14 protein-coding genes and 1 tRNA gene are annotated in these 24,326 nt (G+C 69.9%); 12 read left to right on the top strand and 3 right to left on the bottom strand.

Translation table 11 applies throughout. From position 1 onward, the window contains the following. The first annotated feature begins 268 nt into the window (after window positions 1-268). Window positions 269-341: transfer RNA gene (locus tag AB0P41_RS28865), tRNA-Thr, on the top strand. Between the two features lie 82 nt (window positions 342-423). Here the strand turns inward: AB0P41_RS28865 and AB0P41_RS28860 are convergent. Further along, on the bottom strand, window positions 424-3,051 hold the full coding sequence (locus AB0P41_RS28860; RefSeq protein WP_365934954.1) for a SpoIIE family protein phosphatase: 2,628 nt from the start codon (window positions 3,049-3,051) through the stop codon (window positions 424-426). Between the two features lie 402 nt (window positions 3,052-3,453). Between AB0P41_RS28860 and AB0P41_RS28855 the strand changes: the two genes are divergently transcribed. From AB0P41_RS28855 to AB0P41_RS28805, 11 genes are all read left to right on the top strand, one after another. Next, complete coding sequence (locus AB0P41_RS28855; protein WP_356710110.1) at window positions 3,454-8,889, top strand: HAMP domain-containing protein; 5,436 nt, start codon at window positions 3,454-3,456, stop codon at window positions 8,887-8,889. A gap of 244 nt (window positions 8,890-9,133) precedes the next feature. Further along, on the top strand, window positions 9,134-9,814 hold the full coding sequence (locus tag AB0P41_RS28850) for a response regulator (RefSeq protein WP_356710112.1): 681 nt from the start codon (window positions 9,134-9,136) through the stop codon (window positions 9,812-9,814). Between the two features lie 109 nt (window positions 9,815-9,923). After that, complete coding sequence (locus AB0P41_RS28845; RefSeq protein WP_356710114.1) at window positions 9,924-12,707, top strand: DNA translocase FtsK; 2,784 nt, start codon at window positions 9,924-9,926, stop codon at window positions 12,705-12,707. A gap of 213 nt (window positions 12,708-12,920) precedes the next feature. Then, entirely contained in the window at window positions 12,921-13,721 is an 801-nt protein-coding gene (locus AB0P41_RS28840) for a RodZ domain-containing protein (protein WP_365934951.1), read from the top strand. Window positions 13,722-13,877: 156 nt separating this feature from the next. After that, complete coding sequence (gene rimO, locus AB0P41_RS28835) at window positions 13,878-15,356, top strand: 30S ribosomal protein S12 methylthiotransferase RimO (RefSeq protein ID WP_356710118.1); 1,479 nt, start codon at window positions 13,878-13,880, stop codon at window positions 15,354-15,356. After that, on the top strand, window positions 15,353-16,195 hold the full coding sequence (gene pgsA / locus AB0P41_RS28830; protein ID WP_356710120.1) for a CDP-diacylglycerol--glycerol-3-phosphate 3-phosphatidyltransferase: 843 nt from the start codon (window positions 15,353-15,355) through the stop codon (window positions 16,193-16,195). The genes rimO and pgsA overlap by 4 nt, the downstream gene beginning before the upstream one ends. Then, the gene (locus AB0P41_RS28825; RefSeq protein WP_356710122.1) at window positions 16,192-16,704 is read left to right on the top strand and encodes a CinA family protein; all 513 of its coding nucleotides are present in this window, start codon (window positions 16,192-16,194) and stop codon (window positions 16,702-16,704) included. Before pgsA ends, AB0P41_RS28825 begins: the two co-directional genes overlap by 4 nt. Window positions 16,705-16,813: 109 nt before the next feature. After that, window positions 16,814-17,188: a helix-turn-helix transcriptional regulator gene (locus tag AB0P41_RS28820; protein ID WP_356710124.1), complete on the top strand. Its 375-nt coding sequence runs from the start codon at window positions 16,814-16,816 to the stop codon at window positions 17,186-17,188. Window positions 17,189-17,437: 249 nt separating this feature from the next. After that, window positions 17,438-17,908, top strand: coding sequence for a DNA starvation/stationary phase protection protein (locus tag AB0P41_RS28815; RefSeq protein ID WP_356710126.1), 471 nt, complete (start codon window positions 17,438-17,440; stop codon window positions 17,906-17,908). Window positions 17,909-17,933: 25 nt separating this feature from the next. Further along, window positions 17,934-18,125, top strand: a complete 192-nt coding sequence (locus AB0P41_RS28810; RefSeq protein ID WP_356710129.1) for a CsbD family protein — start codon at window positions 17,934-17,936, stop codon at window positions 18,123-18,125. Between the two features lie 285 nt (window positions 18,126-18,410). Next, window positions 18,411-18,629, top strand: coding sequence for a hypothetical protein (locus tag AB0P41_RS28805; RefSeq protein ID WP_356710131.1), 219 nt, complete (start codon window positions 18,411-18,413; stop codon window positions 18,627-18,629). An 89-nt stretch (window positions 18,630-18,718) separates the two neighbouring features. Here the strand turns inward: AB0P41_RS28805 and AB0P41_RS28800 are convergent, their stop codons facing one another. Both AB0P41_RS28800 and AB0P41_RS28795 read right to left on the bottom strand, forming a co-directional pair. Continuing rightward, on the bottom strand, window positions 18,719-19,525 hold the full coding sequence (locus AB0P41_RS28800) for a DNA-formamidopyrimidine glycosylase family protein (RefSeq protein WP_365934947.1): 807 nt from the start codon (window positions 19,523-19,525) through the stop codon (window positions 18,719-18,721). A 58-nt stretch (window positions 19,526-19,583) separates the two neighbouring features. Next, window positions 19,584-24,284 carry a DEAD/DEAH box helicase gene (locus AB0P41_RS28795; RefSeq protein WP_356710135.1) on the bottom strand — a complete coding sequence of 1,567 codons (4,701 nt, stop codon included), beginning with the start codon at window positions 24,282-24,284 and terminating at the stop codon, window positions 19,584-19,586. Between the last annotated feature and the right edge of the window lie 42 nt (window positions 24,285-24,326).

Genomic DNA, 24,326 nt, shown 5'->3' with positions numbered 1-24,326 from the left:
TGCAGGGGGGACCCTGTGGGAGAGTAGGACGCCGCCGAACAATTATTCCGGGAAAGCCCCGTGCCCTTGTGGCACGGGGCTTTTCTGCGTTCACGGTAGGCCGCCCTGCCTGACCGCCGTCCCTGGAGGGAACGGGACGGAAGGGGGCAGGGGTGTCCGAGACGGCGGCTACGCTGCCGTGGGAAACCCCGGGCGGAAACTTCGAACCGATGGTTCTGAGCACCCCCGGGTTCGGGGTATGCTTTATCCCGTTGCCGCAAGGCAGCAGGCCCCAATAGCTCAGTCGGTAGAGCGTCTCCATGGTAAGGAGAAGGTCTGCGGTTCGATTCCGCATTGGGGCTCAGCACAGAGAAAGGCCCCCGCCACCGGCGGGGGCCTTTCTCATGTCCCGAGGAATCCCGGGGGAGCTGAGGAACCAGGTCCTTAGAGGCTCTGCGGTTCCGGGACCCGCATGGCCAGGATGGCCATGTCGTCGGATGCCGGCTCCGCTGCGAAACGCTCGACCGCCCGCAGGATGCGCCCCGCCACCGCGCCGGCCGTCAGGCCCGTACACACGGCGAGGACGTCGGCCAGGCCGTCGTCGCCCAGCATGCGGGTCCCCTCGCGGCGTTCGGTGACTCCGTCCGTCACACACAGGAGTACATCGCCCGGCTCCAGAGTGACCTCCTGCTCGTAGAGCTCGAGGTCCTCGATGACTCCCAGGAGGGGCTGGGGCTCCGCCGCCGCCTCCACGGTGCCGTCCTGACGCAGACGCAGAGGGAGAGGATGGCCGGCGCAGACGACCTTCAGCAGCGCACTCCCGTCCTCCTGGGGCCACAACTCCCCGTAGAGAAGCGTGAGGAAACGGCTGCGCGCGCCTTCGTCCAGGATGGCGGCGTTGAGTCGCTCCAGCACCGCGGGGCCCCCGAACCCCTCGCGGGCCAGCAGGCGCAGGGCGTGACGGGCGAGGCCGGTGACGGCCGCCGCCTCCGGGCCCGTACCGCAGACGTCGCCGATGGCGAAGCCGTAAGCACCGTCGCGGATCGGGAACACGTCGTAGAAATCGCCGCCGACCTCGTTGCCCTCGCCCGCCGCACGGTAGATGACCTCGATCTCGACGTTGGGCACGTCGGGCAGGCCGGGCGGGAGGAGGCTGCGCTGGAGGGACTGGCTGATGGCCATGCGCTCGGAGTACAGGCGGGCGTTGTCGAGGGCCAGAGCGGCCCGCCTGGACAGGTCCTCGGCGAGCTCCAGGATCTCCTGGCGGAAATGCTCGTCGGACGGCTTGCCGAGCGTGAGCATGCCGATCACGCGGTTTCTCGCCACCAGGGGCAGCACCACGGTCTCGCCTCCCACCGCCGCCGCGGTGGCCAGCGTCGTACGGGCGGCGGCGCCCATGCTCAGGGGCGCGTCCCTGCCCAGGGTGCGCTTGGAGGTGCGCAGGGCGGCCTGGTGGCCGGCTTCCGCGGGCGCCGGCCAGAGGCGGGCTCCGGGGGCCGGGACGGGGTCCGGCGGATCGATGGAGGAGAGCAGGGCCTTGAGGCCGTCGATGCGCTCCTCGTCCTCGTGGAGGACATAGGAGAGGTACGGCTCCGACGACTGGTCCGCGATGGTGTAGACGGCGCACCAGGTGGCAAGGGTGGGCACGGTCATCTGCGCCATCAGTGCCAGGGTCTGGTCCCTGTCCAGGGTTCCGGCCAGCAGGTCGGACGCCTCGACGAGGAAGGACAGCGAGCCGCGGCGCAGTCGTTCCAGCTCGCCCAGCCTGGCCGACTCGACGGCCAGCGCGATGCGGTCCGCGGCGAACTGCAGCCGCAGTGCCTCCTCGTTGGAGTACCTGCCCGCCGCTTCGGCGGCGACCCCGAGGGAGCCGGTGAGACGGCCCTCGACCTTGAGCGGGACCGTGACGACCGAGCGCATCCCGGTGTCGCTGAGCAGCGGTACGGCGCCCGGGACCACCGTGAGGTCCTCGTGGACGGCGGGCATGCGGGCGGACCCGTAGCGGCCCGTGCCGGCCTCGACAGGGACCCGTGCGAAGCGCTGACGGGCCGAGGGAAGGCCGGTGGTCGCGCGCACCTCCAGCTCCGTCTCGTCGTCGGTGGCCAGCAGCAGGAAGGCGGCGTCGGCGTCCAGCATGTCGCGCGCCCGCTCGACCGTGCGCTGCAGCAGTCCGTCGAGGTCGTCCGGGGCCGGTGAGCCGATGAAGATCTCGAACGGATCCGTGGTGCGGTTCTCGGCCGAGGTGTCGGACACGGGGGCGCGCACCGGCGTCTGGAGCACGGCACGTTCGTAATCGCGCACGAGGAGGCAGACGGTGGAAGGCTCCCCGCCGGCATCGCGGACTCTGAGGTGCGAGGCGTAGACCGGGATGACACGGCCGTCGGCGCCGCGGAGGCCGTAGCTGCCCTCCCACCGGGAGAGCTGCAGTGCGTCTGCGATGCCGGTGTTGGTCCCCGGCGTGTGCGGCCACGCCACGAAGTCGGTGAACTGCTTTCCGTCCACCTGCTCGGCTCCGTAACCGAAGAGGAAGGACGCGTCGTCGTTCCACGAGGCGATGGACCCGGAACCGTCGATCTGTACGACGGCGACCCGGACCCGCTGCTCCGCCACCGGCAGGAGAGCGGTGGGCAGGACAGGACTGGCCGAGCGGATACCCACAGGGCGTTCGGGAAGGTCGAGCTGGAACCAGACGTGTTTGTGCGTCGGTGTGTACTCGACGCCCCACCGGGAAGCGAGAGCCGCACAGAGGAGCAGGCCACGCCCGCCCTCCCGGTCCGGGCTTCCGAAGTCGAGGCCGGAACTCTGGAGCGGTACCTCCCGCTCCGGGTAGTGGTCGGAGACCTCGACGCGTACGCCGTCCTCGGTGCGCAGACAGAGCACGTCGGCGGCCGTACCCGCGTGCACGACCGCATTGGTCACGAGTTCACTGGTAAGAACGACGGCGTCGTCAACGACGTCCGTATAACCCCACCCCTGCAGGGTGTCGCGGACGAACGCGCGGGCGGTCGCGACCGAGCGTCCGACCGGATCGAAGGTGGCAGCCGCGCGCGCGGTGATCACAGCACTCCCCATATGGTGTCTCGTCGCTTCCCCGAGTCCTGTGCCCGTATGTCGCCGCTTCGATTCGTCTGCCAGGCTAGACGTTCGCCCGGTGTCCCGGGTACACGAGGGCGGACTTGGGTACGCGGTGCTCCCGGTGGTCGTGCGCCCGGCGCACAACTATGGGGCCCCCGGTGAGGAAAATGGGACGACCATGGGACTGTCCTCGCCTTCCCGTTCCGGCCTGGTACGTTTCAACGATTTGACGACCGCATAGTCACCCGTCGACGGTGTGCTGTGGCGGTGAGTCAAAGTGGAAGTGGGCAAGCTTCCGACAACGGCCCGAGCGATACGGTCAACCCCTGCGGGAGGGACACGGTGGAGTCTGGCGTGGCGGCGCGGGGTTCAGGAACGCGCACAAAAGGCGGGCAGTCCGTGAAAAAGCAGCGCAATGGGACCATCGAAGTGGACGCGGCAGCTCTGAACAGACTGCTCGCGGCCCTGGTGGCGATGCGTGACGGCAACTTCCGCAGGAGGCTCACCGTCTCCGGGGACGGCGTCCTCACGGAGATCGCCGCCGTCTTCAACGAGGTGGCCGACCGTAATCTGCACCTGACGGGCGAGCTCGCCCGTGTGAGGCGCGTGGTGGGGCGGGAGGGGAAACTCACCGAGCGCCTGGAGACCGGCGCCTGTGAAGGCTCCTGGGCGGCCGCGATCGACGCCTCGAACGAGCTCGTCGACGACTTGGCGCGACCTGTGTCCGAAGTCGGACGGGTACTCTCCGCGGTCGCCGACGGCGACCTCGAACAGCGGATGGAACTGCGTACCCACGCACCGGACGAGACCGTACGCCCGCTCCGCGGGGAGTTCCTGAAGGTCGCCCGCACGGTCAACAACCTGGTCGACCAACTGTCCGCGTTCACCGAACAGGTGACGCGCGTGGCGGTCGAGGTGGGCACCGAGGGCAAGCTGGGCGGTCAGGCCCAGGTGCGCGGCATGTCCGGGTCCTGGAAGGACCTCACGGACTCCGTCAACACCATGGCCTACCGCCTCACGGCCCAGGTGCGCGACATCGCCCTGGTGACGACCGCCGTGGCCAAGGGAGACCTGTCACGGAAGGTCACCGTCCATGTGGCCGGTGAGATGCTCCAGCTCAAGAACACCGTCAACACGATGGTGGACCAGCTGTCGTCGTTCTCCTCCGAGGTGACCCGGGTCGCCCGCGAGGTGGGCACCGAAGGGGAACTGGGCGGGCAGGCGACCGTGCCGGGGGTGGCCGGAGTCTGGAAGGACCTCACCGACTCCGTCAACACGATGGCCGGCAACCTCACGTCCCAGGTACGCGGTATCGCAGAGGTGACGACGGCGGTCGCCAACGGCGATCTGTCCCAGAAGGTCACGGTGAGCGCCCGCGGCGAGGTCGCGCAACTCGCCGAGACGATCAACCAGATGACCGAGACGCTGCGCACCTTCGCCGACGAGGTGACGCGCGTGGCGAGTGAGGTCGGGGGCGAGGGTCTGCTCGGCGGCCAGGCACAGGTGCCGGGCGCGGCGGGCACCTGGAAGGACCTCACCGACTCGGTGAACACGGTCTTCCGGAACCTGACGACACAGGTGCGTGACATCGCGCAGGTGACCACCGCGGTGGCCAGCGGTGACATGACGCAGAAGGTCACCGTCGATGTGGCCGGCGAGATGCTGGAGCTGAAGAACACCGTCAACACGATGGTGGACCAGCTCCAGGCCTTCGGCTCGGAGGTCACACGGGTCGCCCGGGAGGTCGGGGTCGAGGGCCGTCTCGGCGGCCAGGCGGAGGTGCCGGGGGCGGCAGGGACGTGGAAGGACCTCACCGACTCGGTGAACACCGCCTTCCGTAACCTCACCGGTCAGGTACGTGACATCGCGCAGGTGACCACGGCCGTCGCCAACGGTGACCTGTCGCAGAAGGTCACCGTCGACGTGGCCGGCGAGATGCTGGAGCTGAAGAACACCGTCAACACGATGGTGGCGCAGCTGTCCAACTTCGCCGACCAGGTGACGCGGATGGCACGGGACGTGGGCACGGAGGGCCGCCTGGGCGGTCAGGCGCGTGTCGACGGCGTCTCCGGCACGTGGAAGGAGCTCACCGACTCCGTCAACTTCATGGCGGGGAACCTGACCTCCCAGGTGCGCCAGATCGCCCAGGTGACCACGGCGGTCGCCCGGGGTGACCTGTCGCAGAAGATCGATGTGGACGCCCGGGGCGAGATCCTCGAGCTGAAGAACACCATCAACACCATGGTCGACCAGCTCTCCGCCTTCGCCGACCAGGTGACGCGGGTGGCCCGTGAGGTGGGCACGGACGGCCGCCTCGGCGGCCAGGCCCAGGTGCCCGGTGTGGCAGGCGTGTGGCGCGACCTGACCGACTCGGTGAACGGCATGGCGGGTAACCTCACCGCCCAGGTCCGTAACATCGCGCAGGTCGCCACGGCGGTCGCCCGGGGTGACCTGTCGCAGAAGATCGATGTGGACGCACGGGGCGAGATCCTGGAGCTGAAGAACACCCTCAACACCATGGTCGACCAGCTCTCCAACTTCGCGGAGCAGGTGACCCGGGTCGCCCGCGAGGTGGGCACGGAGGGCATCCTCGGCGGGCAGGCGGAGGTGCAGGGCGTCTCCGGGACGTGGAAGGACCTCACCCAGTCCGTCAACGGCATGGCGAACAACCTGACGCTCCAGGTGCGCAACATCGCAGAGGTGACCACTGCGGTCGCGAAGGGCGATCTCTCCAAGAAGATCACCGTCGACGCCAAGGGCGAGATCCTCGAACTGGTGACGACCGTCAACACGATGGTCGACCAGCTGATGAACTTCGGTGACGAGGTCACGAGGGTCGCCCGTGAGGTGGGCACGGAGGGCATCCTCGGCGGTCAGGCCCGGGTACGCGGTGCCACCGGCATCTGGAAGGACCTCAGCGAGAACGTCAACCTGATGGCCAACAACCTGACCAGCCAGGTGCGGAACATCTCCCGGGTCTCCTCCGCGGTCGCCAACGGTGACCTGACGAAGAAGGTGACGGTCGAGGCGCGGGGCGAGGTCGCCGAACTCGCCGACACCGTCAACACGATGGTGACGACCCTGTCCTCGTTCGCCGACGAGGTGACCCGGGTGGCGCGCGAGGTGGGCACCGAGGGAGAGCTGGGAGGCCAGGCGCGTGTCCCTGGGGTCTCGGGCACCTGGAAGGACCTCACCGAGTCGGTGAACTCGATGGCGTCGAACCTGACCGGTCAGGTGCGCCAGATCGCCACGGTCACCACCGCCATCGCCAAGGGCGATCTCACCAAGAAGATCGACATCGATGCGCGCGGTGAGATCCAGGAGCTGAAGAACACCATCAACACGATGGTCGACCAGCTCTCCTCCTTCGCCGAGCAGGTGACCCGGGTGGCCCGCGAGGTGGGCACCGAGGGACAGCTGGGAGGCCAGGCCAGGGTCAGGGACGTCGACGGGACCTGGCGCGACCTCACCGAGTCGGTGAACGAGATGGCGGGGAACCTGACCCGTCAGGTGCGCGCCATCGCGGCCGTCGCCACCGCGGTGACCCGCGGCGATCTCAACCTCAAGATCGACGTCGACGCGGCCGGCGAGATTCAGGTGCTGCAGGACAACATCAATACGATGATCGCCAATCTGCGCGACACCACGCTGGCTAACAAGGAGCAGGACTGGCTCAAGGGCAACCTCGCCCGCATCTCCGGTCTGATGCAGGGCCGCCGGGATCTGGACGACGTCGCCTCGCTGATCATGAGCGAGCTGACGCCGGTCGTCTCGGCCCAGCACGGTGCGTTCTTCCTGGCGATGACCACCGGGGACGGCGACGAGGTCGGGTCGGACAGCGGCAGGGAGAGCTCGTACGAGCTGCGGATGCGCGGCAGTTACGGCTATTCCGCCGGCTCCATGCCGACCTCCTTCCGGCCCGGTGAGACGCTCATCGGCACGGCGGCCGAGGAGAAGCGGACGATCCAGGTGGACAACGTGCCGCCGGGGTATCTGAAGATCTCCTCCGGACTCGGGGAGGCGCCGCCCGCGCATGTGATCGTGCTGCCGGTGCTCTTCGAGGGCCAGGTGCTCGGCGTCATCGAGCTGGCGTCGTTCCAGCCGTTCACGCACATTCAGCGGGACTTCCTCAACCAGCTCGCCGAGATGATCGCCACGAGCGTCAACACCATCAGCGTCAACACGAAGACCGAGAAGCTCCTGGAACAGTCCCAGGAGCTCACCGAGCAGCTGCGTGACCGTTCGCAGGAGCTCGAGAACCGGCAGAAGGCGCTGCAGGCATCCAACGCCGAGCTGGAGGAGAAGGCCGAACTGCTCGCCCAGCAGAACCGCGACATCGAGGTGAAGAACACCGAGATCGAGGAGGCGCGGCAGGTCCTGGAGGAGCGCGCGGAGCAGCTCGCCGTCTCGATGCGCTACAAATCCGAGTTCCTGGCCAACATGTCGCACGAGCTGCGTACGCCGCTCAACTCGCTGCTCATCCTGGCCAAGCTGCTCGCCGACAACGCCGAGGGGAACCTCTCGCCCAAGCAGGTGGAGTTCGCGGAGACGATCCACGGGGCGGGCTCCGACCTGCTCCAGCTGATCAACGACATCCTCGACCTGTCCAAGGTCGAGGCGGGCAAGATGGACGTCAGCCCGACCCGGATCGCCCTGGTGCAGCTGGTCGACTACGTGGAGGCGACGTTCCGGCCGCTCACCGCGGAGAAGGGGCTCGACTTCTCCGTACGGGTGTCCCCGGAGCTCCCCGCCACGCTGCACACGGACGAGCAGCGGCTGCTGCAGGTCCTGCGCAACCTTCTGTCCAACGCGGTGAAGTTCACCGACAGCGGCGCCGTGGAGCTGGTCATCCGGCCGGCCGGCGCGGATGTCCCGAACGCCATCAGGGAACACCTGCTGGAGGCCGGCTCGTTGCGTGACGCCGACGGCGACCTGATCGCCTTCTCGGTCACCGACACCGGGATCGGCATCGCGTCGAGCAAGATGCTGGTGATCTTCGAGGCGTTCAAGCAGGCGGACGGGACGACCAGCCGTAAGTACGGGGGCACGGGTCTCGGCCTCTCCATCAGCCGGGAGATCGCCCGGCTGCTGGGCGGTGAGATCCACGCGGCGAGCGAACCGGGCCGTGGCTCGACCTTCACGCTGTATCTGCCCCTGCACCCGAGCGAGCTGCCTCCGCAGGGTTATCCGCAGATGGGGCCCGGCCCCATCGAGGTCCACGCGAGTTCCACCGAGGGCGCACTGCACCTGGAGGCGCCGCAGAGCACCGGGACCGAGCCGCCCCTGGGCGACCCCGCCAACTCCGCAGGGGTCTTCCGGCGCCGCCGCAAGGCGCTGGGAGGCACGGCACAGCGGCCCGCCCTGGCGAACGGCGGCTCCGGGGAGGAGAGCAGCGCCGCGCCGGAGGAATGGGTGCAGAGCACGCAGGAGGAGCAGGCACCCCGCCGGACGTTCCGCTTCCACGGGGAGAAGGTGCTCATCGTCGACGACGACATCCGTAACGTCTTCGCCCTCACCAGCGTGCTGGAGCAGCACGGGCTTTCGGTGCTGTACGCGGAGAACGGGCGCGAGGGCATCGAAGTCCTGGAGCAGCACGATGATGTGACGATCGTTCTGATGGACATCATGATGCCCGAGATGGACGGCTATGCGACGACGACAGCGATCCGCCGGATGCCTCAGTTCACGGGTCTGCCGATCGTCGCGCTGACCGCCAAGGCCATGAAGGGGGACCGCGAGAAGGCGATCGACTGCGGAGCCTCCGACTATGTGACCAAGCCGGTCGACTCCGACCATCTGCTGTCGGTGATGGAGAAGTGGATGCGCGGAGAGTGACCGGGCGGGGAGCGGCTCGCCGGAATTCGTCGTCCTGCTGTGTGCTGCGGGGTGTGAGTGTGCGGATTCCGGGGAACCTTCTGGTCTTCGACAGCGTTTTCGCTATGTGCACAGTGACATCGCGGTGACAGGGTGTGGTGACGGGCGGGGTGCGGCTACCATGACCGGCACAAGGACGGACGGCGTAAGGGAGTCGTCCCCTGGGGCGGCACCCGGTGCGATTCCGGGACGAGGAGGACGGGCCATGGTGCAGAAGGCCAAGATCCTCCTGGTCGATGACCGGCCGGAGAATCTGCTGGCGCTGGAGGCCATCCTCTCTGCGCTCGATCAGACACTGGTACGGGCATCGTCAGGGGAGGAAGCGCTCAAGGCGCTGCTCACGGACGATTTCGCGGTTATTCTGCTGGACGTACAGATGCCCGGCATGGACGGATTCGAGACGGCCGCGCACATCAAGCGGCGGGAGCGGACCCGGGACATCCCGATCATCTTCCTGACCGCGATCAACCACGGCCCGCACCACACGTTCCGTGGTTACGCGGCGGGCGCGGTGGACTACATCTCGAAGCCCTTCGACCCCTGGGTGCTGCGCGCCAAGGTCTCGGTCTTCGTCGAGCTCTACATGAAGAACTGCCAGCTGCGCGAACAGGCGTCACTGCTGCGGCTCCAGCTCGAAGGCGGTGCCCATCAGGGCGCCGACGAGAAGGAGCCGGCGGGTCTGCTCGCGGAGCTCTCGGCCCGGCTCGCCGCGGTCGAGGAGCAGGCGGAGGCACTCTCCAAGCAGTTGGACGACGAATCGGCGGACGCGGCCGCAGTGGCCACGGCCGCCCATCTCGAGCGCAAGCTCACGGGACTGCGCCGCGCGCTCGACGCGCTGGAGCCCGGGGCGGGCGGTTCCGCGGCGCCCCTGCCCTCGCAGAGCTGACCTGCCCCGCTGAGGGGGTGTCAGTTCTACGCCTGTGCAAGGACGACACGGACGGGTGAAGCCGTAGGCACACGTGTCCACCGGCGTCGGCACCGGTAACCTCAGTCACATGGCCTCACGTACGTCCGGCAAGGGTTCCCTGGGCACGGCGGGCACCGCGAAGCGTGCCGGCCGCACCCAGGGACCGGCGAAGAAAGCAGCGCCCGCCAAGAAGGCGGCGGCGAAGAAGACGGTGCCCGTCAAAAAGGCACCGGCCAAGAAGGCTGCCGCGAAGAAGCCCCCGCCCAAGCCCGCACCGTCCCCCACAGGTGGCGTGTACAGGCTCGTCCGCGCCATGTGGCTGGGTACCGCGCACGGCGTCGGGGCTGTGTTCCGCTCCATAGGGCGCGGTGCGAAAGGACTTGACCCGGCACACCGCAAGGACGGGCTCGCGCTGCTGCTCCTGGGGCTCGCGCTGGTCGTGGCGGCCGGCACATGGTCGCACCTGCGGGGCCCCGTGGGTGATCTCGTCGAGATGCTGGTGACCGGGGCGTTCGGCCGGCTCGACCTGCTGGTGCCGATACTGCTGGGCGCCGTCGCCGTACGGCTGATTCTCTATCCGGAGAAGCCCGAGGCCAACGGCCGCATCGTGATCGGGCTCTCCGCCCTCGTCATCGGCGTGCTCGGGCAGGTCCACATCGCCTGCGGATCGCCGGGCCGCGAGGACGGCACCGGGGCCATGCAGGACGCGGGCGGCCTCATCGGCTGGGCCGCTTCCCAGCCCCTCGTCTACACCATGGGTGAGGTCCTCGCCGTCCCGCTGCTCCTGCTGCTGACGGTCTTCGGACTCCTGGTCGTCACCGCCACTCCGGTCAACGCCATTCCCCGGCGGCTGCGGCAGCTCGGGGTCAGGCTCGGCATCGTCGACCCGGTGGACGTACCGGGCGAGGAGGGCGGGAGCGACGACGAGCGGTACGACGAGCAGTGGCGCGAAGGGCTGCCCGAGCGCACCCGTCGTGCCTCGGCACGCCGCCCGGAGCCCGACGACGCGTACGACCCGGACCAGGCCGAGGGCGAGGCGCCGGCCAAGCGGCGCCGGCCCCGCAGGCCGTCCGCGCAGCCCGCGATGAACCGGCCCCTGGACGCCGTCGACGTCGCGGCAGCCGCGGCGGCCGCGCTCGACGGGGCGGTGCTCAACGGAATGCCGCCCTCGCCCGTCGTCGCCGATCTGACCCAGGGCGTCTCCACCGAGCGGGACCGTGAGCGGACCGGTACCCCGGTGCCCGGGGCACGGTCGGCCGAGAAGACCCCGTCCCGTGGCGGGCGCCAGGAGAAGGGTGCCTCGTCCTCCGAGGACAGCGTCCCCGATCTGACCAAGCCGGCCCCCGAGCGGCCCGAGGGGCTGCCCAACCGGGCCGAGCAGCTGCAGCTCTCCGGCGACATCACCTACTCCCTGCCCTCGCTGGACCTTCTGGAGCGCGGTGGCCCCGGCAAGACGCGCAGCGCCGCCAACGACGCGGTCGTCGCCTCTCTGACCACCGTCTTCACGGAGTTCAAGGTGGACGCGGCCGTCACCGGCTTCACCCGCGGCCCGACCGTCACGCGGTACGAGGTGGAACTCGGCCCCGCCGTCAAGGTCGAGCGGATCACCGCCCTCACCAAGAACATCGCCTATGCCGTCGCCAGCCCGGACGTCCGGATCATCTCCCCGATCCCCGGAAAGTCCGCCGTCGGCATCGAAATCCCCAACTCCGACCGGGAGATGGTCAATCTCGGAGACGTCCTGCGTCTCGCGGACGCGGCCGAGGACGACCACCCCATGCTGGTGGCGCTCGGCAAGAACGTCGAGGGCGGCTACGAGATGGCCAACCTGGCGAACATGCCGCACGTCCTGGTCGCCGGTGCGACCGGTTCCGGGAAGTCCTCCTGCATCAACTGTCTGATCACCTCGGTCATGGTGCGGGCGACACCCGAGGACGTGCGGATGGTGCTCGTCGACCCGAAGCGCGTCGAGCTCACGGCCTACGAGGGCATCCCGCACCTCATCACGCCCATCATCACCAACCCGAAGAAGGCCGCCGAGGCACTCCAGTGGGTCGTGCGGGAGATGGACCTGCGCTACGACGACCTCGCGGCCTACGGCTTCCGGCACATCGACGACTTCAACCACGCGGTCCGCACCGGCAAGGCCAAGGCGCCCGAGGGGAGCGAGCGTGAGCTCTCGCCCTACCCGTACCTGCTGGTCATCGTCGACGAGCTGGCGGACCTCATGATGGTGGCTCCGCGTGACGTCGAGGACTCCATCGTCCGGATCACCCAGCTGGCGCGTGCCGCCGGCATCCATCTGGTCCTCGCCACCCAGCGCCCCTCGGTCGACGTCGTGACAGGTCTGATCAAGGCGAACGTGCCCTCCCGGCTCGCCTTCGCGACCTCGTCGCTCGCCGACAGCCGGGTCATCCTCGATCAGCCCGGCGCCGAGAAGCTCATCGGCAAGGGCGACGGCCTCTTCCTGCCGATGGGGGCGAACAAGCCGACCCGTATGCAGGGGGCCTTCGTCACCGAGGGCGAGGTCGCGGCCGTCGTCCAGCACTGCAAGGATCAGATGGCGCCGGTCTTCCGCGAGGACGTCGTGGTCGGCACCAAGCAGAAGAAGGAGATCGACGAGGACATCGGTGACGACCTCGATCTGCTCTGTCAGGCGGCCGAGCTGGTCGTGTCCACACAGTTCGGCTCGACATCGATGCTCCAGCGCAAGCTGCGCGTCGGCTTCGCCAAGGCCGGACGGCTGATGGACCTGATGGAGTCGCGCAACATCGTGGGTCCCAGCGAGGGTTCCAAGGCGCGCGATGTCATGGTGAAACCGGACGAGCTCGACGGTGTGTTGGCCGTCATTCGCGGGGAAACCGCTTCGTAAGAGTTTTGCGGGCAACCGTTTCGCCCGGCCGTACGTCAAGTTGAAGAAGGGAGCAGCGGGATGGTCCGTCCGGTGCTCCGTCCTCCGTCCTGCCCGAGGGGCTCCCCGGCGAACCCGATGGCGTACAAAGTCGTCGCTCCCGGTTGCCCCACCCTTTCGTACCACCCCTAGACTGAACATCCAGCAGGTGGCTCACGCTCGAAAGGCGCCCCCGTGTCCATCGGCAACTCCCCCGAAGACGACCGCCCTTCGATCGGTCGCGCGCTTTTGCAGGCTCGCATCGCCGCAGGTCTGACGGTCGAGGAAGTCAGCAGCTCCACCCGGGTGCGCATCCCCATCGTGCACGCGATCGAGGAGGACGACTTCTCCCGCTGCGGCGGCGACGTGTACGCCCGCGGTCATATCCGCATGCTCGCCCGTGCCGTCCGGATCGACCCCGATCCACTGATCGCGGAGTTCGACGCCGAGCACGGCGGCCGCCCCGCGCCCACGCCCGCTGCCCCGCTGTTCGAGGCGGAGCGGATCCGCTCCGAGCCCCGTCGGCCCAACTGGACCGCGGCCATGGTCGCCGCGATCGTCGCCGTGGTCGGCTTCGTCGGCTTCACACTCTTCAGCGGCGAGGACGAGGGGTCGGGTTCGGCACAGGTGGCCGAGGGCTCGACTCCCGACAAGACCACTCCAAAGCCCACCACTGCCAAGCCGGCCGACCCCAAGCCCGTCCCCTCCGAAAGCGCCATCGCCGCGGCCCCGCGCGACAAGGTGACCGTGAGGCTGAGTGCCACCGAGGGCAAGAGCTGGATCTCCGCCAAGGATCACAACGGGCGGTTGCTCTTCGACGGCCTGCTCGCCCAGGGCGACACCAAGACCTTCCAGGACAAGGAGCGGGTCGACCTCGTCCTCGGAGACGCCGGAGCGATCGATCTCTTCGTGAACGGCAAGAAGGTCGACGACCAGTTCGAATCGGGTCAGGTCGAACGGCTTTCGTACACCAAGGGTGACCCCGAGGTCGGCTGACCTCTCTCCACCCGCGTCTTCCCGACGGTGAGTGCCCGGCAGGAGCCGGCACTCACCGTCGTTTTTTCCCCCGTCTTCACCGGCTGTTCGGTCACTCCCCGTAGCGGTGAACCCTGCACGGCAGGGCGAGTGCCGGGACAAAGTAGTCTTGAGCCCATGCCCGAACGCCGTACCGTCGCCCTTGTCACTCTTGGCTGCGCCCGTAACGAGGTGGACTCGGAGGAGCTCGCAGGCCGCTTGGCAGCGGACGGCTGGGAGCTCGTCGAGAACGCCACGGACGCGGATGTCGCCGTCGTCAACACCTGTGGGTTCGTGGAGGCCGCCAAGAAGGACTCCGTCGATGCCCTGCTCGAAGCCAACGATCTGAAGGATCACGGCAGAACCCAGGCCGTCGTGGCCGTCGGCTGCATGGCCGAGCGCTACGGCAAGGACCTCGCCGAGGCGCTCCCGGAAGCGGACGGAGTCCTCGGATTCGACGACTACGCCGACATCTCCGACCGCCTGCAGACCATCCTCAACGGTGGCATCCACGCCTCCCACACCCCCCGTGACCGGCGCAAGCTGCTGCCGATCAGCCCGGCCGAGCGTCAGGACGCCGCTGTCGCGCTGCCCGGGCACGCCCAGGAGATCGCACCGGCTCCCGCGGACCTCCCGGAAGGTGTCGCGCCGGTCTCCGGACCGCGGGCACCGCTGCGCAGGAGGCTGGGGACCAGCCCGGTCGCCTCGGTGAAGCTCGCCTCCGGCTGTGACCGGCGCTGCTCGTTCTGCGCCATTCCGTCCTTCCGCGGTTCGTTCATCTCCCGGCGCCCCTCCGACGTCCTCGGAGAGACCCGCTGGCTCGCCGAGCAGGGCGTCAAGGAGGTCATGCTCGTCTCCGAGAACAACACCTCGTACGGCAAGGACCTCGGGGACATCAGACTGCTGGAGACCCTGCTGCCCGAGCTCGCCGACGTCGACGGGATCGAGCGCATCCGCGTCAGCTATCTGCAGCCGGCGGAGATGCGGCCGGGGCTGATCGACGTACTCACCTCGACGCCCAAGGTCGCCCCCTACTTCGACCTCTCGTTCCAGCACTCCGCCCCCGGGGTCCTGCGCGCGATGCGGCGCTTCGGTGACACGGACCGCTTCCTCGAACTCCTGGACACCATTCGGTCGAAGGCGCCGCAGGCCGGTGCGCGGTCCAACTTCATCGTGGGGTTCCCCGGTGAGACGGAGGCCGACCTCGCCGAGCTGGAACGCTTCCTCACCGGCGCACGCCTGGACGCCATCGGAGTCTTCGGCTACTCCGACGAGGAGGGCACCGAGGCCGTCGGTTACGAGAACAAGCTGGACGCCGATGTCATCGCGGAGCGTCTCGCGCACATCTCGCAGCTCGCCGAGGAGCTGACCTCGCAGCGGGCCGAGGAGCGGATCGGTGAAACCCTCCAGGTCCTCGTCGAGTCCGTGGACTCCGAGGAGGACGGGCCCGTGGCGGTGGGCCGGGCGGCCCACCAGGCGCCGGAAACGGACGGACAGGTCGTCTTCACCGCACGCGAAGGACTCGTGCCGGGCCGTATGGTCGAAGCGAAGGCAGTGGGCACCGAGGGAGTGGACCTCGTGGCCGAACACCACGAGCTTGCGGAGGCGGCCAGATGACGGGAGCCCCGGCATCCGCGGCAGGCGGCTCCGGCGCGACGCCGGCGGCCCGCGGCGGCAAGCTGGGCGGGGCGGCCGTCAACCAGGCGGGCCTGTGGAACATCGCGAACATCCTCACGATGGTGCGGCTGCTGCTCGTCCCGGGCTTCGTGATGCTGCTCCTGCACGACGGTGGCTACGACCCCGTCTGGCGGTCGTTCGCCTGGGCGGCCTTCGCGATCGCCATGATCACCGACGTCTTCGACGGCCATCTGGCACGCGCGTACAACCTGGTCACCGACTTCGGCAAGATCGCCGATCCGATCGCGGACAAGGCGATCATGGGCGCGGCACTGATCGGTCTGTCCTCGCTCGGTGATCTGCCCTGGTGGATCACGGGCGTGATCCTCTTCCGTGAGCTCGGCATCACCCTCATGCGTTTCTGGGTCATCCGGCACTCGGTGATCCCCGCCAGTCGCGGCGGGAAGGTGAAGACCCTTGCCCAGGGCATTGCTGTGGGGATGTATGTCCTGGCGCTGACCGGCCCTCTGGCGACTCTGCGCTTCTGGGTGATGATGGTCGCCGTCGTCCTGACAGTCGTCACCGGCCTCGATTACGTACGCCAGGCCGTCGTGCTGCGCCGCCGCGGGCTCGCCGCCGAGCGGGCCGCCGTCGTGGAGGCGGTCGCGGCGGCAGCGGACACGGGAGCTCCCGCCGGGGCGCGGATCGCGACCGACGGCGTCGGCGGAACGGCCGGCGCCCCGGTGCAGCCCGGCCCGGAGCCGGCGGCGGAGTCCGCTGGGGAACCGGTCGGGGAGCGCGTGGCAGGCAGCCGGGGCGCCGCGGAGGCGGAGCGGTGACCTCCGGGGCGGCCAAGGTGCTGCGGCAGCTTCAGGAGCGGGGTGAGACGCTCGGGGCCGCCGAGTCCCTCACGGGCGGTCTGGTGGCAGCCGAGCTCACCTCCGTACCGGGAGCCTCGCGGAGCTTCCGCGGGTCCGTCACGGCGTACGCCACGCCCCTGAAGCGTGACCTGCTGGGCGTCGACGGCCGGCTCCTGGAGGAGCGCGGCGCCGTGGACCCCGAGGTCGCCCGGGCGATGGCCGTCGGCGTGCGCCGGGTTCTCGGCGCGGACTGGGGCATCTCGACGACGGGCGTCGCCGGCCCCGAGCCGCAGGACGGCAAACCTGTCGGAACGGTCTACATAGCCGTCTCCGGGCCGGGTGGCGTACGGAAAGTCGCCGAGCTGAGGTTGAACGGCGGGAGGGCGGACATCCGTAAGGAGAGTGTACGGAGCCTGCTCGAACTGCTATCCGGCGAACTCGGCGAATATGCGAGGGCACAGGATACGGAACAGAACGGGGGGAATTGATGTTTGCAGCCCTGAGTGAACACGACATCGCTCCCCGCACGGCCGCGGCGCAAGGCGGTACGGTGGGGCGTGAAGGATGCGGCTACGCGGTCCGAGGAGGGAGCCACCGATGATTCTGCTCCGTCGCCTGCTTGGTGACGTGCTGCGTCGGCAGCGCCAGCGCCAAGGCCGTACTCTGCGCGAAGTCTCCTCGTCCGCCCGAGTCTCGCTCGGCTATCTCTCCGAGGTGGAGCGGGGGCAGAAGGAGGCATCCTCCGAGCTGCTCTCCGCCATTTGCGACGCGCTGGACGTACGGATGTCCGAGCTCATGCGTGAAGTGAGCGATGAACTGTCCCTGGCTGAGCTGGCCGCGTCGGCAGCAGCCAGTGATGCGGTGCCTGTGCCAGTACGCCCGATGCTCAATTCCGTCTCTGTCGCCGGCGTACCGACGGGACGGGTGACCATCAAGGCGCCCGCGGAAGCGGTGGATGTCGTCGCCGCCTGACCGCACGGTTCATGGTGAACGAAAGCCCCGGCTGCCCTTCGAAGGGCAGCCGGGGCTTTCGCGTGCCCGGTGTGTGCGGGGCCGTTCGCGGGGCAGGCGCGCAGTGAGGCCGAAGGGTAATTCTCCGGGTCTCCGGCTTCGGACCGTCGGCGCCGGATCCTCGGGACAACCACCCGGATGCCCGTTTCGACCCATATGTGACATCGTGGACCAATGGTAGGTCGAACAGCTATCTGAACGGAGAAGTGCATGTCCGTCGTGAAGAGCGCCCTGTCCGAAGGCGACCTCAAGGTCGTGGGTGACGCGCTGCAAGGCGCGCTGGTCGACCTTGTCGACCTCTCCCTGGTGGCCAAGCAGGTCCACTGGAACGTTGTCGGCCCGCGCTTCCGCTCCGTGCACCTGCAGCTCGACGAGGTCGTCGACACCGCGCGGCAGCACTCGGACACGGTTGCGGAGCGAGCCTCCGCGATCGGCGTCAACCCGGACGGGCGGTCCCGGACGCTCGCGAAGACCACTGCGATCGATGTCGTGCCCGACGGCTGGATCAAGGACGTCGACGCGGTGCGCGTGCTCGTCGACGCTCTGCGCGTGGTCATCGACCGCATGCGTGAGCGGATCGAGGCGACCGACGAACCGGATCCCATCAGCCAGGACATCCTGATCACGCTCACCGCGGATCTCGAGAAGCACGCATGGATGTTCCAGGCGGAAAGTGCCTGAACCCGAACTCGAGGAAGGAATCGCCGTGACGGACAAGAAGGCCATGGACAAGCTCAAGGGCAAGGCCAAGGAAGCGACCGGCAAGGCCACCGGAGACCGTCGCAAGGAAGCCGAAGGCAAGTCCGACCAGACCAAGGCCAAGGCGGAGGGCGCCCTGGGCGCCACGGGCGACCGGGCCAAGGGCGTCAAGGATTCCCTCACCGACGACGACAGGTAGGAGCAGCGGCCCCGGTGTGCCCCCGTGGATTCCGGTCCCCGGGGGCACCGGCATGCCCGGCCGCGCCGGTGTGCCCGCAGGAGCGGCATGCCCAGGGCCGTGGGATGCAGCCGGCGCCGACCCGGGGGAAACTGCGGGGGAGGGCCGGGACACACCTCTGCCGTCATCGGCCCGTGGAGAGAGCGCACGCTGTCGTCCCGCTCGCGCCGTGCACGCCGGTAGTGCACCGATGCGCCCTCCCGCCAGGAGATCGTGCCGTACTAGCGTCGGCCGGAGGAGGCAGCCATGGTGCGGCGATGGGTGCCGGTGCTCGTCCTCGGTGGTGTGTGGTGGTGGGCGGTGCTGCGGCTGCTCATCGAGCCGCAGCACACCGGAGTGGTGGAGGGCGCGGTGGCGGCCGGCGGGTGGGGGCTGAGTCTGCTGCCGGTTCATGTGGCGTCCTCGGGACGGCCGGAGAAGGCTGCCGATGAGCCTGCGGTGGACCGGACGGACATACCCTCCTAGTTCCTTCCTCGGCAGCGAGCGGTCGTCCCGTCGGACATTGCCTGGTCTGACTCCCGGTGCGTGCGGGGGCCGCCGCCAGGGCAGGGTTCTCAGCCGGTGGGCCCGGACTGACAGTGCGGACACCAGTAGGTGGGGCGGTTGTCGCGGTCCGCGACGCGGATGGGCGTACGACAGCGGAGACAGGGCCGGCCGGCCCGCCCGTAGACGAAAAGACGCTCCCGTGTACGGCTGCGGGACATGGCCGCCGTCGCCCCGGTCGTGGTCCGCACGGGCCGGTCGCGATTGGCTTCCAGCAGCTGTCCGGCCGTGCTGACCAGGCGGGTGACGACGGGCAGGGGAAGCTCGCCCACCGGGAGCCACGGCGTCGCGCGGGCCATGAAGCAGAGCTCGCACATGTAGACATTGCCGATACCGGCCAGGTTGCGCTGGTCCAGAAGCGCGTCCCCGATCCGGCGTCCGGGGTCGGCGAGCAGATTGCGCAGTGCGGTGGCCGGGTCCCAGTCAGGCCCCAGCAGATCGGGTCCCAGATGGCCCACCACCTGAGCTTCGTCCTCGGTGCGGATGAGTTCGAGGACGGGCAGGCGGTAACCGACGGCGGTGTGCTCCGCGGTGGCGAGCACGGCACGGATCTGGTGGGCGGGACCCCCTCGCCAGCGCTCGCCGGGGTCGTACACGCGCCAGGAGCCCTCCATGCGCAGATGGCTGTGAAGGGTGAGGCCGCCCTGGAACCGGGTGAGCAGGTGCTTGCCGCGCGCCGTGACGTCCAGGACGGTCCGGCCCGTCAGATCCGCTGTGGCGAACCGGGGGACGCGCAGGTCGGAGACCGTCAGGATCTGGCCGGCGAGGGCGTCGTCGAGCCGCCGGGCGGTCTGCAGGACGGTGTCACCTTCAGGCATGGGTCCATGATGCGCGGACGGGGCCGCGCACCGTTCCTCGGCCGCGCCGAAGCCGTCCTCAGGCGCGCAGCCGCAGACCCCGTGGAGTGGCGAGGAAGCCGGCGGCCTCCAGGGTGCGGCCCAGCGGGGAGGTGAGGGAGGAGGCGCCGTTCGTCCGCTCCACCGTGACCGTGCCGAGCGTCCCCGCGCGGGCGGCCGACGCGAGCGCCTCCGCGGCGGCCCGGAGCGCCGGGTCGTCCGGATCGGTGGGCCATGCGAGGACGGACTTGCCACCTCGCTCCATGTAGAGCGTCAGCTCGCCGTCCACGAGCACCACCAGCGACCCCGCCTTGCGGCCGGGCTTGTGCCCCGCCCCGTCCGGTGACTCGGGCCAGGGCAGGGCGGCACCGTACGCGTTGGCGGGATCGGCCGCCGCGAGGACCAGGGCACGGGGGGCCGACCCGGGGTCCGCGCGGTCGCGTGCGGTGGAGGCTGCCCTGAGCCGGTCCACGGCACCGTCCATGGCGAACTGAGCCGCCCCCAGCCCCTCGACGACGTAACCGCGGCGGGCCTGCCCGCTGTCCTCGAAGGCGGCAAGGATGCGGTAGACCGCCGAGAACCCGCCTTCGACGCCCTCGGCCTGCACCGCGCCGCGTGTCACCACGCCGTGGCGGTCGAGGAGCGTCCGGGCGAGGGCGTGTGCGCGATGGGTCGGTTCGGGCTCGGCCGGGGGCAGCAGCGACCAGCGTCCCGACACGGTCGGCGGTCCGGTGCGGGACGCGGGACGGGCTGCCGCGGTCAGCGATCCGTATCGGCCGCGCGGCACATTGCGCCGCGCGCGGTGCGCGGTGGAGCCCGCCGTGCGCCCCGAGCCGAGGAGCGAACGCAGGGGCGCGAGGGTGTCGTTGGTGAGACGACCGGACCAGACCAGGTCCCAGAGCGTGTCGGCCAGCTGTGGATCGGTGCAGTCCGGGTGCGTGGTGGCCCGCACCTCATCGGCGATCTGCCGGAAGAACAGCCCGAACCCACCGGAGAGCACGGTGAGAACCGACTCGTGCAACGCGGTCTCCTCCAGCGGAAGAGGCGGCGGGAGGAGCAGCGGAGCACTGTCGGCCAGGTAGACCGAGAGCCAGCCGTCCTTCCCGGGGAGAGCGCCCGCGCCCGCCCAGACGACCTCGCCCGTGGTCGTGAGCTCGTCGAGCATGGCGGGGGCGTAGCCCGCCACACGGCTCGGCAGGATCAGCTTCTCCAGGGCGGACGCCGGGACCGGGGCGCCCTGCAACTGCTCGATGGCACGGGCCAGTCCGTCGATCCCCCGCAGGCTGTTGTCGCCGAGGTGCTGCCACTGGGGGAGGAAACCGGCCAGCGCGGCGGGTGGCACAGGCTCCAGTTCCTGACGGAGCGCGGCGAGCGAACGGCGGCGCAGCCGCCGCAGGACCGTGGCATCGCACCACTCCTGGCCGATGCCCGCGGGGTGGAACTCGCCCTGGACGACACGGCCCGACGCGGCGAGCCGCTGCAGTGCCCCGTCCGTGACGGCGCTGCCGAGCCCGAAACGGCTCGCCGCCTGCGTGGTGGTGAACGGGCCGTGCGTACGGGCGAAGCGCGCGAGGAGATCGCCGAGCGGGTCCTTGACCGGCTCGGTGAACGCCTCGGGGACCCCCACCGGGAGTGCGGTGCCGAGAGCGTCGCGCAGCCGTCCCGCGTCCTCGACAGCCGCCCAGTGGGAGGCACCACCGATGCGGACCTGGATGGCCCGCCGGGACGTCGCCAGCTCCGGGGCCCATGCGGACTCCGCACCGCGCTCAGCCAGCTCGGCGTCGGTGAGAGGGCCGAGCACCCGCAGCAGATCGGCGACCCCCTCGACGTCCTTGATCTTCCTGTCGTCGGTCAGCCACTGGAGCTCCCGCTCCAGCTCGCCGAGGACATCGGCGTCGAGCAGCTCCCGCAGCTCCGCCTGGCCGAGCAGCTCGGCCAGGAGATGGGAGTCGAGCGAGAGCGCCGCCGCCCGTCGCTCGGCGAGGGGTGAGTCGCCCTCGTACAGGAACTGCGCGACATAGCCGAAGAGGAGGGAGCGGGCGAACGGCGACGGCTCGGGCGTGGTCACCTCGACCAGACGGATGCGGCGCGCCTCCAGGTCGCCCATCAGCTCGGTGAGACCGGGGACGTCGAAGACGTCCTGAAGGCATTCGCGGACGGCTTCGAGGACGATCGGGAACGAACCGAACTCGGAGGCCACCTGGAGCAGCTGGGACGCGCGCTGACGCTGCTGCCACAGAGGCGTGCGCTTCCCCGGGCTTCGCCGCGGCAACAGCAGGGCACGCGCGGCGCATTCGCGGAACCGCGAGGCGAACAGGGCGGATCCGCCGACCTGTTCGGTGACGACCTGGCTGACCTCGCCCTTGTCGAAGACCACGTCGGTGGCCCCGACGGGCGGCTGCTCGCTGTCGAATCCCTGGGCGGGGAAACCTTGGCCCGCACCGCCCGCTGCCTCACCGCCCGCACCGGTTCGGACCGGATCGAAGTCGAGGAGGTCGAGGCCCATCAGGTCGGCGTCGGGCAGCCGCAGCACGATGCCGTCGTCCGCGTGCATGACCTGTGCGTCCATGCCGTACCGCTCACCGAGCCGGGCGGACAGGGCGAGCGCCCATGGAGCGTGGACCTGGGCGCCGAACGGCGAATGCACCACGATCCGCCAGTCGCCCAGCTCGTCCCGGAACCTCTCGACCAGCACCGTCCGGTCGTCGGGGACGTGCCCACAGGCCCGGCGCTGCTCGTCGAGGTACGACAGGAGGTTCTCCGCCGCCCAGGCATCGAGCCCGGCGGCGACCAGCCGGAGCCTGGCGTCCTCGGCGGACAGCCCGCCGATCTCCCGGAGGAACGCGCCCAGGGCACGGCCCAGCTCCAGCGGGCGGCCGAGCTGGTCGCCCTTCCAGAACGGCAGCCGGCCAGGGACTCCGGGGGCGGGCGATACGAGAACCCTGTCCCTGGTGATGTCCTCGATCCGCCAGGACGTGGTGCCCAGGGTGAAGACGTCGCCGACCCGGGACTCGTAGACCATCTCCTCGTCCAGCTCGCCGACGCGTCCGCCGCCCTTCTTCGGGTCGGCGCCCGCGAGGAAGACGCCGAAGAGCCCGCGGTCGGGAATGGTGCCGCCCGAGGTGACGGCAAGCCGCTGGGCCCCGGGGCGGCCCGTGACCGTACCCGTGACGCGGTCCCACACCACACGTGGCCGCAGCTCCGCGAAGGCGTCGGACGGATAGCGCCCGGCGAGCATGTCGAGCACGGCGGTGAACGCTGATTCTGGGAGGGACGCGAAGGGAGCCGCGCGGCGTGCGAGGGCGAGCAGGTCGTCGGCCTGCCAGCTGTCGAGCGCGACCGTGGCGACGATCTGCTGGGCCAGCACGTCCAGGGGGTTGGACGGGATCCGCAGAGCCTCGATGGCACCCTGGCGCATCCGCTCGGTGACGACGGCCGCCTGCACCAGGTCGCCGCGGTACTTGGGGAAGACCACCCCCGTGGACACCGCTCCGACCTGGTGCCCGGCGCGGCCCACCCGCTGCAGCCCGGATGCCACGGAGGGAGGCGACTCGACCTGGATCACCAGGTCGACCGCGCCCATGTCGATCCCCAGCTCCAGGCTGGAGGTGGCGACCACGGCCGGCAGCCGGCCCGCCTTCAGGTCCTCCTCGACCTGGGAGCGCTGCTCCTTGGACACCGAGCCGTGGTGCGCCCGGGCGAGGACGGCCGGTGCCCCTTTCGCCGCCCCGGACTGGGCCATGATCTCGGCGGGGGAGTGGGCTTCGGGCAGCGGACCGCCCACCCCCGGCCGCTCCTCCGCCGCGGTGGCGGCCGCCCGCTCGTGAGCGATTTCGTTCAACCGGTTGCAGAGGCGCTCCGCCAGCCGCCGGGAGTTGGCGAAGACGATCGTGGAGCGGTGCGACTGCACGAGGTCGGCGATGCGCTCCTCGACATGGGGCCAGATCGACGGCTTCTCCGCCTGACCGCCCTCGTCGCCCGTGGCGGGGGAGCCGCCCAGCTCGCCGAGATCCTCCACCGGCACCACGACGGAGAGGTCGAACTCCTTGGTGGACGGGGGCTGGACGATCTCCACCTTCCGCTGCGGCGAGAGGAACCGCGCGACCTCGTCGACCGGGCGGACCGTCGCCGAAAGCCCGATACGCCGCGCCGGCCGCGGCAGCAGCTCGTCCAGACGCTCCAGGGACACGGCGAGATGGGCACCGCGCTTGGTGCCCGCGACGGCATGCACCTCGTCCACGATCACCGTCTCGACCCCGGCGAGCGCGTCCCTGGCCGAGGACGTGAGCATCAGGAACAGGGACTCGGGAGTGGTGATCAGGATGTCCGGGGGTCTCGTCGCCATCGAACGCCGCTCGGCCGGCGGGGTGTCGCCCGAACGGATCCCCACCCGCACCTCGGGCTCGGGCAGGCCCAGACGGACCGACTCCTGACGGATCCCGGTCAGGGGGGAACGCAGATTCCGCTCCACGTCGACGGCGAGGGCCTTCATCGGTGACACGTACAGCACCCGGCAGCGCTTCTTCGTCTCGGCGGGCGGCGGCAGGGCCGCCAGCCGGTCCAGGGAGGCGAGGAAGGCGGCGAGCGTCTTACCCGATCCGGTCGGTGCGACGACCAGCACGTCCGAACCCTCGCCGATGGCCCGCCAGGCGCCTTCCTGCGCGGCGGTGGGCGCGTCGAAGGCGGCGGCGAACCAACTGCGGGTCGCGGGTGAGAACGAATCGAGTGCGGAACCGGCCATGCCCCCCATCGTGCACCCCGCCACCGACAACGGCCGGTGGAC

Source organism: Streptomyces sp. NPDC079167 (genome assembly GCF_040686735.1).
Taxonomy (GTDB): Bacteria; Actinomycetota; Actinomycetes; order Streptomycetales; family Streptomycetaceae; genus Streptomyces.
The sequence above is the reverse complement of the archived record's forward strand: the minus strand, read 5'-3'. Positions and strand labels throughout refer to the sequence as shown.